Origin of the sequence: Alloalcanivorax balearicus MACL04 (assembly GCF_025532145.1) — a bacterium.
GTDB lineage: Bacteria > Pseudomonadota > Gammaproteobacteria > Pseudomonadales > Alcanivoracaceae > Alloalcanivorax > Alloalcanivorax balearicus.
Genome location: NZ_ARXS01000005.1, coordinates 17,228 through 31,916 on the forward strand (window position 1 = coordinate 17,228; position 14,689 = coordinate 31,916).

A 14,689-nucleotide genomic window follows, 5' to 3' on the forward strand; every position below is an offset into this window, starting at 1 on the left:
TGAAAAGACAGGAAGGGAAACGATGGAAACCATCATTGATCACACCGAGGCCGTCCGCGACCTCATGTGGGGCTGGCCGGCTCTGATATTGATCGCCGGCACCGGTATTTATCTGAGTCTGCGCCTGGGATTCTTGCCCATCCGGCGCCTGGGATTCGGCTTTCGGCAGATGTTCCGCCCCTCCCAGGGCCAAGGCACCATCGGCTCCAACGCCGCGCTGGCCACGGCGCTGTCCGCCACCATCGGCACCGGCAACATCGTCGGCGTCGCCACCGCCATCGCTTCTGGCGGCCCCGGCGCGCTGGTATGGATGTGGCTGATCGCCCTGGTCGGCATGGCCACAAAATACGCCGAGGCGGTACTGGCGGTGCATTACCGGGAACAGGATCACCACGGGCAATACGTGGGCGGCCCGATGTACTACATCCGCAAGGGCATGGGGTCGCGCTGGGCCTGGCTGGCGGTGCTGTTCGCCTTCTTCGGCATGTGCGCCGGTTTCGGCATCGGCAACACCACGCAAACCCACTCCGTGGCCGATGGTCTCCACGATAGTTTTGGCGTACCCACCTGGACCACCGGGCTGGTGCTGATGGCCATGGTCGGTCTGGTGGTACTGGGCGGCATCAAGCGTATCGCCCGGGTAGCCACCTTCGTGGTGCCCTTCATGGCCCTGGCGTATCTGCTCACCGGCCTGGCGGTACTGGTGGATCACGCCGCCGCCCTGCCCGCCGCCATTGCTCTGTGCTTCGACGGCGCTTTCAGCGGCACCGCCGCCGCGGGCGGCTTCGCCGGCGCCGTGATCAAGGAGGCGATCCAATATGGTATCGCCCGGGGCATTTTCTCCAACGAGGCCGGCCTGGGCAGCGCCCCCATCGCCCATGCGTCCGCCAACACCGACCACCCCGCCCGCCAGGGCAGTGTCGCCATGCTCGGCACCTTTATCGACACCATCGTGGTATGCTCCGTCACCGGTCTGGCCATCGTCGCCAGTGGTGCCTGGACCAGCGGTGAAAAGGGCGCGCCCCTGTCCGCCCTGGCCTTTTCCAGCACTTTTGGCACCTATGGCGAAATCGTGGTGACCTGTGGCCTGGCCATCTTCGCGTTCACCACCCTGCTCGGCTGGAGCCTGTACAGCGAACGCTGCACCCAGTATTTGTTCGGCGACCGCGCACTGGTGCCGTTTCGCTGGGTCTGGGTGCTGGTGGTGCCAGTGGGCGCGATGATGGACCTGGGCCTGGTCTGGCCAATAGCCGATATCATGAACATTTTGATGGCGGTCCCGAATCTGATCGCTCTGTTATTCCTGGCCCCCGTGGTGGTGCGCCTCAGCAAAGAGTTTTTCGATCAACAATGACGACCCGATCCCTGCCCGACTACGCCCGCGCCGATATCGCGCGGGTCGTGGCCTTCGCTTTGCAAGAAGACATCGGCGACGGTGATATCACCGCGCGACTGATCCCCGAGTCCGCACAGGCGCAAGCCACCATTGTGACCCGCGAGGACGCGGTCATGTGCGGCGCGCCCTGGGCCGAGGAAGTATTCCGCCAATTGGGCGGCGTGGACGTGCAATGGCACGCCGGGGAAGGCGAGCGGTTGGCCGCCGGCACCGTGTTCTGCACGCTCAGCGGCAATACCCGCCGCATCCTCACCGGCGAACGGACCGCGCTGAATTTCCTGCAGACGTTGATGGCCACCGCCAGCAGCGCGCGGCGCTACGCCGACGCCGTGGCCGGCACCACGGTCACCGTGCTGGACACTCGCAAGACTTTGCCGGGCCTGCGCGCGGCACAGAAATACGCGGTCCTGTGTGGTGGCTGCGAAAACCATCGCCTGGGCTTGTACGACGCCTTCCTGATCAAGGAAAACCACATTACCGCCTGTGGTTCGATCACCGCCGCCATCGAACAGGCCCGTCGTGTCGCCGCCGACAAGAAAATCATCATCGAGGTGGAAAATCTGGACGAGTTGCGAGAAGCGGCGGCGCTGACTCCGGATCAGATCATGCTCGACAATTTCACCCCGGAGATGCTGGCCGAGGCCATGTCGCTGGCACCGCACAGCGCCCTGGAGATCTCCGGCAACCGCACTCTGGATGATGTCGCCGCCCTGCCGGACAGCCGCCCGCTTTACCTTTCCTCCGGCGCGCTGACCAAGCATTGTCAGGCAGTGGACCTGTCGCTGCGCCTGCAAGGGACGGCTTGAAAAGTGGACAGTTGATAGTGGACAGTTGACAGCGAAAAGCCAAAAGCCAGGTAACGTAAAATTCCCTGCTGTTCAGCCTCCATACGGCCAAATCGCGTATCATCGGGGTAAACGGAAGCAAGCGCCGGAGCTATCGACACGGCATCACATATCATGGAATGTGCATAACGAGGCAGACTAAGGAGAGAAGCCATGCGTGCAATGATCATCCTCGGTACCGCCGGATTGTTGCTGATGACCGGCTGCACCTCGACCAAACGGATCGTGGTGGACCCGCAGGGCGTGGATCAGGCCCAGTATCAGCAGGATCTGGCTGAATGCGACCAGGTCGCCGATCAGGTTTCCACCGGCCGTGATGCCACCGAAGGTGCCGTCGGCGGCGCGGTGATTGGCGGCATTCTCGGTGCCATCTTCGGTGATTCCGGCACCGCCGGTCGCATGGCCGGCGGTGGCGCGGTACTTGGCGGCGCCGGCAAGGCTGGGGACGCCCAACAGGAAAAGTCCCGGGTCATGAAAAACTGCATGCGCGGACGCGGTTATCGGGTACTGAACTAATTCAGCCTCAGAGGTCGCTACGAAGCCGCTGAGGGAGCTTGCCTGCGAGCGAGTTGGGCCGGTTTCCCAAAGATTCGATTGCAGGCAAGCTCCCACAGCGGCTTCGTAGCCCGGCTGTTCTTCCCCTTCTCTCCCTTCTTCCCCGTTCTACTTTAGTCTTAACCTCTTCACGTGGTATCAAAGTGATACGGCTCGTAAGCTAGTGCGGGTCCACGTATTCATCATGGCGATAAAAACAGGAGAAGCTCCATGACACCTCGTACTTTGATTCTTGCCGCCACGCTGGGGTTGTCCGGCGCCCTGCTCGCGGGTTGCAGCGACGAGCCCCAGGACGCACCACAGAGCGGAAGCGGCAGCGATGGCTCGGCTTCCGAACAAACCCAGACCAGCGACAGTAAACCGGTGAATTTGATCTTTGGTACCGGTGGGACTTCCGGTTCCTACTATCCCATCGGCGGCGCGCTGAAACCCATCTTCGAAGACAGTGACCTGATCGGCGGGGTGCAGGTGGTCTCCACCGGGGCCTCGGTGCAAAACATCCAGAATATTCAGGACGGCCTCAACCAGATCGCCATCGTCATGAGCGACGTGGCCTACGACGCGGTCAATGGCAACAATCAGTTCGCAGGCAACAAGGCCGACATCACCACCCTGGCCGGCCTCTACCCCAACGTGGTGCAAATCGTCGCCACCGCGGACAGCGGTATCGACAGCGTTGATGATCTGGCCGGCAAACGGGTCGGCGTGGGCAAGGTCGGTTCCGGCGTCGAACAGAGCGCCAAGATCGTGCTGGAAGCCACCGGCCTCAGCTACGATGATCTGGCCCGGGTCAGCCACACCGGCTACGCCGACAGCGTGACGGAAATGAGCAACGGCAACCTGGACGCGGCCTTCTTCACCTCCGGCGTTCCCAATTCCAGCATTACCGGGCTGATGCAGACCAACGACGTGACGTTCGTGCCGGTCACCGGCGAAGTGGCCGACAAGTTGCTCGAAGCCTATCCCTACTATGAGACGTACACCGTTCCCGCCGGTAAACCCGAACGCTACAACCTGGATGCCGAGGTCGCCACGGTGGCGATTCGCAACATCCTCATCGTTCCCGCCTCCATGGACGATAAGGTAGCAGAGGAATTAACCCGGCGTTTCGACGACTATCTGCACTCCGGCAAAGTGTCGGTTGGCGCCCTCAAGGACATTGACCCGGAAACCATGGACCAGCATCTGGTGGTTCCCCTGCATCCCGGCGCCAAGAGCTATTACGATGGCCGCAACGGCGGCGGCGAATAAGCCGACACGGTGGTAGCGAGGACCGGAACCCGGCGCCGCCGGCGGTTGGCGGCGGTTCTGATCATAGCGGCGGTTCTCGCGGCACTGCTTTGGCCGCGATCCTGGCTGGTGATTCAGGAAGGCAAGGCACTGCGTTACGCCTTCCCCACCACATCAGGTTCCGACTTCGTACTGCGCTGGACACACTCGGTGGAAAAAGAAGACTGGGAAGAACGGTTCCAGATTCAGACGGATGGCAGCCTGATGTTGGTGGAGACCCGGTTCAAGACCTTCGGTGCCGGTGTCCCCGCTGCCGTGGGCAGCGAAACCCGTCTTGAACAGGGCTGGGTGGTCATGAGCGGCATCCACCGCCCGGTGGATCCGCTGCATGTCCAAGCCGCCGAAGCTGAACACTACCGACTATGCTTCCAAGGGAGGACACTGGATCTGACGCATCCCGGTGTCCCACCGATTCTGACATTCACGACTCGGGAAGCCCCCTTGTTGACGATGCTGCCCGCCCGGTTCGGAACCTGGTGGCGGCAGTGGAGATCGCCATGAACCCATCTGCTTCGTCCCCATCCCCACTTCCACCGGAACCGGAGAGGGTGGAAACGGATCCCGCCATCAAGGAAGCGCTGGAAAAATACGATCGCGAAAGTCTGGTCCGCGACGCCCTGCCCCGCTGGATCCTCGCCTTTATTACCGTTGCGTGCGTCTTGCTGGCGTCCTTCCATTTGTACACGTCCTTTTCCGGGCCGCTGGTGGATATCGCCCAGCGCAGCATCCACCTCTATGTGTTGCTGGCTCTGGCGTTCATCCTCTATCCGATCACCAAAAAAGGAGCCCGCAACCGGATCCCGTGGTTCGACGCCATCCTGGTGGTGGTGGCTTTTGGCATTGGCGTTTATATGTTGGTGGTGACGGACCGGGTGATCACCTCGGGCGGCCGCATCAATCACATCGACATGGTGGTGGGCGCGGTGGCGATTCTGCTGGTGCTGGATGCCACCCGCAGAGTGACCGGCTGGGGCTTACCGATTCTGGCCACTCTTTTTCTGGTCTACGGCTTCTACGCCAAACTCTCGTTCTATCCGCAGATCAACGAGACCATCCTGCTGGCCACCGGGCGGCAAATCATGTCGCACCTGGTGTTCATCACCGAAGGTCTGCTCGGCACCGCCATCGCGGTATCCGCCAGCTACATTATTCTGTTCATTCTGTTCGGCGCTTTCCTGGTGAAATCCGGGCTGGGGCAGCTGTTCAATGATCTCGCCCTGGCCGTGGCGGGCCACACCCGGGGCGGTCCCGCCAAGGTGGCGGTGCTGGCCAGCGGTTTTCTCGGTTCCATCAACGGCTCGGCCATCGCCAACGTGGTGACCACCGGTGCCTTCACCATTCCATTGATGAAGCGAACCGGCTACAAGCCCAATTTCGCCGGCGCGGTCGAAGCCTCCGCCAGCGTCGGCGGACAGATTCTGCCACCGATCATGGGCGCCGCCGCCTTCATCATGGCGGAGGTGCTGTCGGTGCCCTACACCCAGGTGATCATGGCCGGCATCATTCCCGCCCTGCTGTTCTATCTCGGCGTGCTGTTCCAGGTGCACCTGCGAGCCATGCGCAACGGCCTGGAAGGCATTCCCCGCTCCCAACTGACGCCGATCAAGGAGGTGATGCTCAAACGCGGTCACCTGCTGGTGCCGATGGCGGTACTGATGTGGTTATTGTACGAAGGGCGAGCCCCGTTCTTCGCCGCGTTCTGGTCCATCGCCGCCACCGTACTGATTTGCGGCACCCGGCGGGTGACGATCGGAGCCACGATCCTGCTCACGCTGTTGATATTCGAGCCTCAGTTGCGCGCCCTGATTCTCGGGAATGCCATTCCGTCCATGCCAACCAGCCGCCTGACTCTGTTCGCGGTCATCGCCATTCCGGTGCTGATCAACGCGGTTCGCGCCCGGCTTGGCCTGGTGGCGGAGAAGATGGATGTGGCCGATTGCCGTGACGCCATGACCGACGGCGTGCGCAATTCCATTCCCGTGGCCCTGGCCTGCGGCGCCGTGGGCATCATCGTCGGGATCGCCACCCTCACCGGCATCGCGCTGGAAGCCGCCGACGCGGTGGTGCAACTGGGACGGGCCATTCCCTACCCGACGCTGCAACTGCTGGCGACCCTGATGCTGACCATGATCGCGTCCATCGTCCTGGGCATGGGCCTGCCGAGCATCCCCACCTACATCATCACCAGCACCATGGCGGCGCCGATCCTGCTCAATCTGCCTCTGTTCCGTGAACTGGCTGGCGACAACGACACCGCCATCTTCATCGCCCACATGTTCGTCTTCTACTTCGGCATCTTCGCCAACCTGACGCCACCGGTGGCCCTGGCCGCCTACGCCGGCGCCGGCATCAGCGGCGGCTCGCCCAACGCCACCGGTTTCCAGGCGATGAAACTGGCGGTGGCCGGCTTCGTCGTGCCTTACATGTTCGTGTTCGCCCACAACATGCTGATGATCGATGCCACCGTCGGCAACATCATCTGGGTGATCATCACCGGGACGGTGGGGGTGCTGCTGCTGGCAGTGGCGGTGGAAGGCTATCTGCGGCGCCCGCTAGGCGCGGTGTGGCGTCTGCTGGCGTTGGCCGGCGCGCTGTCACTGATCTATCCCGGCCTGTGGAGTGACGTACTGGGCGCGGTGATCACGGTGACGTTGTTTCTGTTGGCGAAGAAAGAGGGTTCCGCGACGCCGGTGGAGACCCGAGTCTAGGGCCGGTGCTCGCACACGAATCGCGCCATCCAAGTGGCGCGATTCTCGCTCTTATGCCAGAATCGCGCCACAGAGGTCAAAAATCGCGCCACCATGAGCTCTCCGGACGCCGTACTTCAAAGTCTTCAAGCCCACCCCGACGGCCTGAATATCAGCGAGCTTCTCGGGCTGCACCCGGACATTCCCCGCCGCACGCTTCAGCGATGGCTGGCGGTTCTGGTCACCCAACGCAAAGTGCGAACGGCAGGCGCCGCCCGGGCCCGCCGCTACATTGCCATTTTCCCATGGGGGACACCGGCCAAATCGAGCGACCGGCGGTCAGGCGCTATCCTGGACCGCCCGCTGATCGATCTGTCCTGGGCCTCCTGTCACCTTGAAGGCAACACCTACTCCCGTTTGGCCGCCAACCTTCCGCTTATCCGCGCCAACCTCTGCCCATTAACTTTCCTCGGCGTGCCGGAGCAGGCCTACAGCCATCCTGGGAGTGTACGAACTGACACGCATCGAACTCCTGCGTGATCTCTATCTTTGGGCCTATGAACGCTCCACCCAGGAATACCTGGCCATCAAACAGGAACTCGCGGAACCCGACCCGATGCGCCTGGCCTGGCGCCAAAGGATCAGGGAGACGGTCCGTCAGGTGGTGCTCCAGGCTGACAGCAACCCCTTGGACGTGATCAGGAACAGCCTGACGGATCTGGCTTCCGAAGAGGAACAGGGAGAAGTGGCGGACCTGATCATTGAGGAGCTACGCCGTCTCCACGAAGGCGTTTTGGCACGATACGGCCTGCGCCCGGCTGAGTTTCAGCACTGGAGAAATGTGCAAGGCTACCGCTAATACAGCTCCGTCATTGGGTACGGCGGAGCAGTTGTTGAAGCCGTTTGGGTTGCGATTGGGCGTGGTGTAAGAGCAGGTTTCGGGGATTACGGTTTACGAGGCTGGGCCTCGCTTTTTTGCCTGCGATTGCAAAGGCAAAAAGCAAGGCCCGACCCCGAATATGCCTTATTTTTCTTTTTAACCAACTAGCAATTAGCCCCGGCAAGAACTGGGAAGATACTGGCTAGTAACGGTGGTACCGTCTGCAGTATCACCACAACGCCAGCCGAAGATCGGATCACCAGCGGTACCTGCAGCAGTGGTAGCGTCGGTCAGCGGCACCAGGGTCAGCACGTTGGCACCGGCCAATTGCGGAATCTCAGTGGTATTAATCGTGATCGTGATAGCACCGGCAGCACTGGTGGCAACACTATCAACTTTTGCTGTGTTATTGCCCAATGCTGCACTAGTTTCACATCCCCAGGCATCAGCAGCCGGCAACGCACTTCCACTTTGGTATACCTCCGTCACCGTAGTACGGCAAGCGGAACCAGCAAGGATGGCCTCGGATACTTTTGCGCGCACGGTGTAGTCCTGATAAGCAGGCAAAGCCACCGCCGCCAGAATCCCGATGATCGCCACCACGATCATCAATTCAATCAGCGTAAAACCCTTTTGCACGTTTTTCATTGTTGCGTCTCCATAGCGGGAACTGTGTTTTCCGTGCTCACCCCCAAGGCGAGCGTCGCGCTTTCGTCAATGCAGCTACCGGGCCAATTTTCTTAAGCCAGGATTCACGGGGGCTGGAGACAAAGTGTGAACGGTGCACTCTGCCGCTATGCGTCAGCCATTGACCGGTTTTGTCACCCGGAATGGACGGGTTTGGGCACCTGTTCGGATGACGGCTCCGCTCCAGTACCCTCTCTCCGTCAAGGAAGTGGGACCCGGTTCTCAGCCGCCGGGCACAAGCTCTTTACAGCCCGGGCAAAGGCTGCCAATCTTCTGATACATAAGAATTATTTCCTATTCACGAACTCATTCTTTCCGACCCATGAGCAGTCCTCAATCATCCCTGAGCGGCCTAGCCCGCCGCCTGGTCAACGAAGGCCATCTGTCCACCGAGCAGGTGATGGAAGCGGCCGGTGCTGCCCGTCGGGAGCAGATGCCGCTGGTCCGCCGTCTGGTGGGCTCGGGTCTGATGACCGCGGCCACCGTGGCACGGGCCTCCGCCGAGGAGTTCGGGGATCCGGTCATAGACCTGGATGCGTTTTCCCCGGATGTCCTGGTCAAGGATCTGGTGGATGCCAAGCTGATCGCCCGTCACGCCGTGCTGCCCCTGTACAAAAGGGGCAGCCGTTTGTTCGTCGCCGTCTCCGACCCCACCAATCTGCCGGCGCTGGAGGAAATCCGCTTCAATACCGGTCTCAATGTGGAAACGGTGATTGTCGAGGACGACAAGCTGACCCGGTGGATCGACCGGCTGGAATCGGAGGCGGAGGGCAAGGCGTTCGCCGATCTCGACGAGGGCCTGGACAATCTGGATGTGGCCAACGGCGAAGCGGCCGCGGATTCCAAGGATGAAAACAACGGCGCCGACGATGCCCCCATCGTTCGCTTCGTCAACAAGCTGCTGCTGGACGCCATCAAGGGCGGCGCCTCGGACCTGCACTTCGAACCCTACGAAAAAACCTATCGGGTACGCTTCCGTCAGGACGGCGTGTTGCAGACCATGTCCAAGCCTCCGATCAACAGCGCCAGCAAGATCGCGGCCCGGCTCAAAGTGATGGCGCGTCTGGATATTTCCGAACGGCGGGTGCCCCAGGACGGTCGTATCAAGCTGAAGATTTCCAAGAATCGCGCCATCGATTTCCGGGTCAATACCTGCCCCACCCTGTTTGGCGAAAAGATCGTGATGCGGATTCTGGATCCGGACAGCGCCAAGATGGGCATTGATGCCCTGGGTTATGAGCCCGAGCAGAAAGACATGTACATGAGAGCCCTGAACCAGCCCCAGGGCATGATTCTGGTCACCGGCCCCACCGGTTCCGGTAAGACCGTGTCTCTTTATACCGGTGTGAATATTCTCAACACGCCGGAGCGCAACATCTCCACCGCCGAGGATCCGGTGGAAATCAACCTGGAAGGCATCAATCAGGTCAACGTGAATCCCAAGCAGGGGCTGGATTTCTCGTCCGCGCTACGGGCGTTCCTGCGTCAGGATCCCGACGTCATTCTGGTGGGGGAGATCCGCGATCTGGAGACCGCGGAAATCGCCGTGAAAGCGGCCCAGACCGGCCACCTGGTGTTATCAACCCTGCACACCAACAGCGCTCCGGAAACCCTGACCCGTCTGCGTAACATGGGGGTACCGTCCTTCAATATCGCCACTTCGGTAAGTCTGATTATTGCCCAGCGCCTGGCCCGCCGCCTTTGCAGCCACTGCAAGGAACCGGTGGATGTGCCCAAACCCTCGTTGCTTGCGATGGGTTTCACGGAACCGGACATCGAGAGTGGCTTTACTGTGTTCGGTCCGAAAGGCTGCCAAAAATGCAATAACGGCTACAGGGGCCGGGTCGGGATCTACGAGGTGGTCCGGGTCACGGACGGCATTGCCCGCATCATCATGCAGGATGGCAATTCCATCGAGATCGCCGACCAGTGCCGCAAGGAAGGCTTCAACGATCTGCGCCGCTCCGGGCTGCTCAAGGTGATGCAGGGGGTCACCAGTCTGGAGGAAATGGACCGGGTCACCAGCGGCCACTAGAACGTTTATGGGGGACGTGTGCACGGAATTTCCGTGGCGCGTGACACGATTAAGGGGGATACAGGACGCCTATGGCTAAGACAGCGGCGCAGCAGAAAACCGCCACTTTTCTCTACGAAGGCCTTGATCGCAAGGGCAGTAAAGTCAAAGGGGAAATCAGCGGCAAGGGCCCGGCGCTGGTGCGCGCGGAACTGCGCCGCCAGGGCATTCAGGCACGTAAAGTCATCAAAAAGCGGGAGCTGTCCCTGGGCGGCAAAAAGAAGATCAAACCCGCCGACATCGCCCTGTTCACCCGCCAGATGGCCACCATGATGAAAGCCGGCGTACCGTTGGTGCAATCCTTCGATATCGTTGCCGATGGCCTGGACAATCCATCGATGAAGGACGTCGTGCTGAAGATCAAGACCGAGGTGGAAGGCGGAAACAACTTCGCCGGAGCGCTGCGACAGCACCCTATGCTGTTCGACGATCTGTATTGCAGCCTGATCGAATCCGGCGAGGCTTCCGGCTCGCTGGAGACCATGCTGGATCGTGTCGCGCTCTATAAAGAAAAAAGCGAGGCCTTGAAATCCAAAATCCGCAAGGCGGTGAAATACCCCATTGCCGTCATCTGTATCGCCGTCATCGTCACCGGCATCCTTCTGGTAAAAGTGGTGCCGACCTTTCAGGAATTGTTTGAAGGGTTCGGAGCCGAGTTGCCCGCCTTTACCCAATTCGTCATCGGATTGTCCGAAGGACTGCAGGCTCATTTTCTCCCCATACTGCTCGGTGCTGGCGCACTCATTGCTGGCTTCATCCAGGGGAGGAAGCGTTCCCAAGCGTTCAAGGATGCCGTGGATCGCTTATTGCTGCGCTTGCCGATTATTGGCGACATTACTCACAAAGCCACCGTCGCCCGGTTCGCCCGAACCCTGTCCACCACCTTCGCCGCCGGGGTTCCTCTGATCGACGCCCTGGACGCCTGTGCCGGCGCCACCGGCAATGTGGTTTATCGCAAGGCGGTACTGCAGGTCAAAGAAGACGTGGCCACTGGCCAGCAGCTACAATTCGCCATGCGCTCCACCGGCGTGTTCCCGCCGATGGCCTTGCAGATGACCGCCATCGGTGAGGAATCCGGGGCCCTGGACGGTATGCTTGGTAAAGTCGCCACCTACTACGAGGATGAGGTGGATAATCTCGTGGATGGTCTGACCAGCATGCTGGAGCCGCTGATCATGTCGGTGCTGGGCGTGCTGATCGGTGGCCTGATCATCGCCATGTATCTGCCGATCTTCCAACTGGGTCAGGTGGTCTGACCAACAACAGACAGGATAACGTCATTCGTGTTTAGCTTTCTCGCCGACCAGCCCGCACTGCTCATTATCTTCTGTACCGTGTTCGGGCTGCTGGTGGGCAGCTTTCTCAATGTGGTGATTCACCGCGTACCGCGAATGATGGAACGCACCTGGCGGCGTGAAGCCCAGGAAGTGCTGGAACTGCCCATCGAGGAAACCAGCCCTTATAACCTGGTGGTACCCCGCTCCCGCTGCCCGCATTGCGATCATGCCATCCGCTGGCATGAAAACATCCCGGTGATCAGTTGGCTGCTATTGAAGGGACGTTGTAGCGCCTGCGGCCAGGGCATCAGTGCCCGCTACCCCTTGATTGAACTGCTCAGCGCCCTGATCGCCGCCGTTTGCGCCTGGCAGTTTGGTTATGGGAGCTGGTTGGTGTTCATACTGTTCGCCAGCTTTACCCTGCTGGCGCTGGCGGCCATCGATCTGGATACCACGCTGCTCCCTGACGCCATGACCTTCCCGCTGCTGTGGGCAGGTCTGCTGGCGGCGTTGCTGGGCATCTCACCGGTTTCCCTGCCAGACGCCGTCGTCGGCGCCATGGCCGGTTATCTGTCGTTGTGGAGCCTGTACTGGGTATTCAAACTGGTCACCGGCAAGGAAGGCATGGGCTACGGTGACTTCAAACTGCTCGCCGCGCTGGGCGCCTGGCTGGGCTGGCAGTATCTGCCGCTGGTGATTCTGTTGTCCTCGGTGGTGGGGCTGGTGTTCGCCATTGGCATGATGGCGAATGGCGGCCTCAAAAAGGGTCAGGGCATTCCCTTCGGTCCCTATCTGGCCATTGCCGGCTGGATCGCGCTGCTATGGGGTGAGCGGATCGTCGGTGCTTATCTGGGCCTGTTTCAATTCTAGGATATCGCCTTCTCCGCCTACAAAGTCGCTGTGGGAGCTTGCCTGCAAGCGAATTGTGTTTCAGGGAAAGATTCGCTGGCAGGCAAGCTCCCACAGCGGCTTCGTAGCAACCCATGAATTTATCCACGAGGCCGACGGCAGCCTGGGGAGGCGGCGTTCTGGATTTTTCCGGCTCCGCCGTGTAGTTTGCAGACCAGTTCCGGGTGGAGACAAAGCATGTATGTGGTAGGTGTCACCGGTGGCATTGGCAGTGGTAAAACCGCCGCCACCGATTTCCTGGCCCGTCTGGGCATTACCATCGTCGATGCGGATCAGGCATCCCGGATCGTGGTGGAGCCGGGGCAGCCGGCACTCCATGCCATCGTCGATCGATTCGGCGAGCGGATACTGCAGGAGGACGGCACGCTCAATCGCCGGGCTCTGCGCGATATCGTATTCAGCAATGATCAGGCACGGCGGGAGTTGGAAGCGATTACCCATCCGGCCATCGGCGACGAGCTGCGCCGGCAGATCCAGGGCAGCGATAGCGACTACACCGTGCTGGTTTCGCCTTTGCTGCTGGAAGGGCGGCAAAAGGACATGACCCATCGCGTTCTGGTGGTCGATGTGCCCGGTGAAATTCAGGTGGCCCGCACCGTGAATCGGGATCAGGTCCCCATGGAGCAGGTGGAGGCGATCATGCGCGCCCAGCTATCGCGGGAAGAGCGCCTGGCCCTGGCCCACGATGTGGTGACCAACGACGGTCCCCTGGAACGGCTTCATCAGCAACTGGAACAACTGCATCAACGTTATCTGGAGTTAGCCCGACGTCATGGCGGATAACACCACTCGTATCTATCCCTGCCCCCATTGCAAGAAACCCACGCGCTGGGACGACAACCCCTGGCGGCCGTTTTGCAGCGAACGGTGCAAGATGATCGATCTGGGCGCCTGGGCCTCGGAGCAACATATGATTCCGGGGGATCCGAACGCACCGGTGGACGATCTCGACGACCCGGAGCGGTGATACAAGCCCGTTTTACGCGCCAGCCAGGTCTTTCGGAAATCGCTACAAAGCCACTGTAGGAGCTTGCCTGCAAGCGAAGGGCTTTCGGGCGACAAGAGATTCGCTTGCAGGCAAGCTCCTACAGTGGCTTCGTGCTCCCTTCTGAGGGGGAAGCTGCCTGAAAGGCCGGGGTCAGCCCAACCCGGGCCAGAAAGCGCGGATGCCGGCGACGCCATAGGCACCGTGTTGACGGGCCGTGGTCAGATCATCCGGGGACAACCCGCCCAGGGCATAAAACACCAAAGGCCGCCCTTCGGTGAGCGCCGCGAAACGGTCCCATCCCATGGGCGCCACATCAGGATGCGTGGCGGTGGCCTGCACCGACGATACCACCGCCATCGGGATATCCAGCGCCAGAGCCTGCTCCAGGGCGGCAGTGTCGTGGCAAGCGGCGGAGATCACGCCAGCAAATCCACTCAACTCCGGCGTCGCCGCGGCCATCAGCGCCCGCCGGCTCAAATGCAATCCGCTGGCCCCTTCCCGCGCCGCCAGCGCCGCATCGTCCCGAACCCAGAAACGCAGCGCCCGCTCACGGCAGAGAGCCGCCAGCCGCGGCAGTGCCGGGTCCTGACTCCAACTGCGCAAATACACGCCCTGCCGTCGCGGGTCCAGTTGCTCCAGCCCCTGGATCACGGCTTGCTCGTCGAGGCCCTCGGGCACCACCACCCATTCCGGCGGCAATCTCAGCGCCAGTGCCACCGGGCGATTGGCGGCGGGAAACGCACGCTCGGTGATATCAGCCAGCGGCACCCACTCCACCGGCTGGCCCTCGCGGCCATGGGGCTCGCCGCTGTAGCGCCGTACCTCACGGAAATGCAGGGTGACCTTCAGGTCCGGGTAGCAGTGGCGCACGGTCATGAACGGCGTGCATCCGGTCACATCCAGTCCGAGCTCTTCGTGCAGTTCCCTGGCCAGGGCAACATCGAGGGCTTCTCCCGGCTCCACCTTGCCTCCCGGAAACTCCCACAGCCCGCCCTGATGCTTGTGCTCGGGGCGGCGGCTCAGGCACAAACGTCCGTCTCCATCGCGGATAATGCCCGCCACCACGGTGATTTCCGGAAGGGTCTCATGGGAATCAGACAT

General features: G+C 61.3%; 15 protein-coding genes. 13 read left to right on the forward strand and 2 right to left on the reverse strand.

What is annotated here, in order from left to right:
* Window positions 1-22: 22 nt before the first annotated feature.
* The 8 genes from MA04_RS05760 to MA04_RS05795 all read left to right on the forward strand — a co-directional run bounded on the left by MA04_RS05760 (window position 23) and on the right by MA04_RS05795 (window position 7,632).
* Window positions 23-1,354, forward strand: a complete 1,332-nt coding sequence (locus MA04_RS05760) for an alanine/glycine:cation symporter family protein (RefSeq protein WP_080531396.1) — start codon at window positions 23-25, stop codon at window positions 1,352-1,354.
* Window positions 1,351-2,202, forward strand: coding sequence for a carboxylating nicotinate-nucleotide diphosphorylase (nadC, locus tag MA04_RS05765; protein WP_262459751.1), 852 nt, complete (start codon window positions 1,351-1,353; stop codon window positions 2,200-2,202). Before MA04_RS05760 ends, nadC begins: the two co-directional genes overlap by 4 nt.
* A 192-nt stretch (window positions 2,203-2,394) precedes the next feature.
* The gene (locus MA04_RS05770) at window positions 2,395-2,757 is read left to right on the forward strand and encodes a glycine zipper family protein (RefSeq protein WP_262459752.1); all 363 of its coding nucleotides are present in this window, start codon (window positions 2,395-2,397) and stop codon (window positions 2,755-2,757) included.
* 249 nt (window positions 2,758-3,006) lie between these two features.
* A complete protein-coding gene (locus MA04_RS05775) occupies window positions 3,007-4,047 on the forward strand; it encodes a TAXI family TRAP transporter solute-binding subunit (RefSeq protein WP_080531399.1) in 1,041 nt (346 codons plus the stop codon).
* A 9-nt stretch (window positions 4,048-4,056) separates the two neighbouring features.
* On the forward strand, window positions 4,057-4,587 hold the full coding sequence (locus MA04_RS05780; RefSeq protein ID WP_262459753.1) for a DUF1850 domain-containing protein: 531 nt from the start codon (window positions 4,057-4,059) through the stop codon (window positions 4,585-4,587).
* Window positions 4,588-4,634: 47 nt separating this feature from the next.
* Window positions 4,635-6,794, forward strand: a complete 2,160-nt coding sequence (locus MA04_RS05785; protein WP_262459754.1) for a TRAP transporter permease — start codon at window positions 4,635-4,637, stop codon at window positions 6,792-6,794.
* A gap of 93 nt (window positions 6,795-6,887) precedes the next feature.
* The gene (locus MA04_RS05790; protein WP_262459755.1) at window positions 6,888-7,313 is read left to right on the forward strand and encodes a hypothetical protein; all 426 of its coding nucleotides are present in this window, start codon (window positions 6,888-6,890) and stop codon (window positions 7,311-7,313) included.
* Window positions 7,279-7,632: a hypothetical protein gene (locus MA04_RS05795; protein ID WP_262459756.1), complete on the forward strand. Its 354-nt coding sequence runs from the start codon at window positions 7,279-7,281 to the stop codon at window positions 7,630-7,632. The genes MA04_RS05790 and MA04_RS05795 overlap by 35 nt, the downstream gene beginning before the upstream one ends.
* A gap of 192 nt (window positions 7,633-7,824) precedes the next feature.
* Here MA04_RS05795 and MA04_RS05800 read toward each other — a convergent pair whose 3' ends face one another.
* Window positions 7,825-8,301 (reverse strand): pilin, encoded by a 477-nt coding sequence (locus tag MA04_RS05800; RefSeq protein WP_014995799.1) that lies wholly within the window; start codon window positions 8,299-8,301, stop codon window positions 7,825-7,827.
* Window positions 8,302-8,662: 361 nt separating this feature from the next.
* Between MA04_RS05800 and pilB the strand changes: the two genes are divergently transcribed.
* From pilB to MA04_RS05830, 5 genes are all read left to right on the forward strand, one after another.
* Window positions 8,663-10,375 (forward strand): type IV-A pilus assembly ATPase PilB, encoded by a 1,713-nt coding sequence (gene pilB / locus MA04_RS05810; RefSeq protein ID WP_262459757.1) that lies wholly within the window; start codon window positions 8,663-8,665, stop codon window positions 10,373-10,375.
* 71 nt (window positions 10,376-10,446) lie between these two features.
* Window positions 10,447-11,670 (forward strand): type II secretion system F family protein, encoded by a 1,224-nt coding sequence (locus MA04_RS05815; protein ID WP_262459758.1) that lies wholly within the window; start codon window positions 10,447-10,449, stop codon window positions 11,668-11,670.
* Between the two features lie 27 nt (window positions 11,671-11,697).
* Entirely contained in the window at window positions 11,698-12,561 is an 864-nt protein-coding gene (locus MA04_RS05820; protein WP_262459760.1) for a prepilin peptidase, read from the forward strand.
* 216 nt (window positions 12,562-12,777) lie between these two features.
* Window positions 12,778-13,383 (forward strand): dephospho-CoA kinase, encoded by a 606-nt coding sequence (coaE, locus tag MA04_RS05825; protein WP_262459761.1) that lies wholly within the window; start codon window positions 12,778-12,780, stop codon window positions 13,381-13,383.
* The gene (locus MA04_RS05830) at window positions 13,373-13,567 is read left to right on the forward strand and encodes a DNA gyrase inhibitor YacG (RefSeq protein WP_014995804.1); all 195 of its coding nucleotides are present in this window, start codon (window positions 13,373-13,375) and stop codon (window positions 13,565-13,567) included. The genes coaE and MA04_RS05830 overlap by 11 nt, the downstream gene beginning before the upstream one ends.
* A 171-nt stretch (window positions 13,568-13,738) precedes the next feature.
* On the opposite strand, the gene MA04_RS05835 is transcribed toward MA04_RS05830, so the two are convergent.
* Complete coding sequence (locus MA04_RS05835) at window positions 13,739-14,689, reverse strand: Nudix family hydrolase (RefSeq protein ID WP_262459763.1); 951 nt, start codon at window positions 14,687-14,689, stop codon at window positions 13,739-13,741.

Excerpts from the sequence above, each read along its gene's own strand:
- MA04_RS05760 (WP_080531396.1), top strand. The coding sequence starts at position 23 with ATGGAAACCATCATTGATCACACCGAGGCCGTCCGCGACCTCATGTGG.
- nadC (WP_262459751.1), top strand. The coding sequence starts at position 1,351 with ATGACGACCCGATCCCTGCCCGACTACGCCCGCGCCGATATCGCGCGG.
- MA04_RS05770 (WP_262459752.1), top strand. The coding sequence starts at position 2,395 with ATGCGTGCAATGATCATCCTCGGTACCGCCGGATTGTTGCTGATGACC.
- MA04_RS05775 (WP_080531399.1), top strand. The coding sequence starts at position 3,007 with ATGACACCTCGTACTTTGATTCTTGCCGCCACGCTGGGGTTGTCCGGC.
- MA04_RS05790 (WP_262459755.1), top strand. The coding sequence starts at position 6,888 with ATGAGCTCTCCGGACGCCGTACTTCAAAGTCTTCAAGCCCACCCCGAC.
- MA04_RS05800 (WP_014995799.1), bottom strand. The coding sequence starts at position 8,301 with ATGAAAAACGTGCAAAAGGGTTTTACGCTGATTGAATTGATGATCGTG.
- pilB (WP_262459757.1), top strand. The coding sequence starts at position 8,663 with ATGAGCAGTCCTCAATCATCCCTGAGCGGCCTAGCCCGCCGCCTGGTC.
- MA04_RS05815 (WP_262459758.1), top strand. The coding sequence starts at position 10,447 with ATGGCTAAGACAGCGGCGCAGCAGAAAACCGCCACTTTTCTCTACGAA.
- coaE (WP_262459761.1), top strand. The coding sequence starts at position 12,778 with ATGTATGTGGTAGGTGTCACCGGTGGCATTGGCAGTGGTAAAACCGCC.
- MA04_RS05830 (WP_014995804.1), top strand. The coding sequence starts at position 13,373 with ATGGCGGATAACACCACTCGTATCTATCCCTGCCCCCATTGCAAGAAA.
- MA04_RS05835 (WP_262459763.1), bottom strand. The coding sequence starts at position 14,689 with ATGTCTGATTCCCATGAGACCCTTCCGGAAATCACCGTGGTGGCGGGC.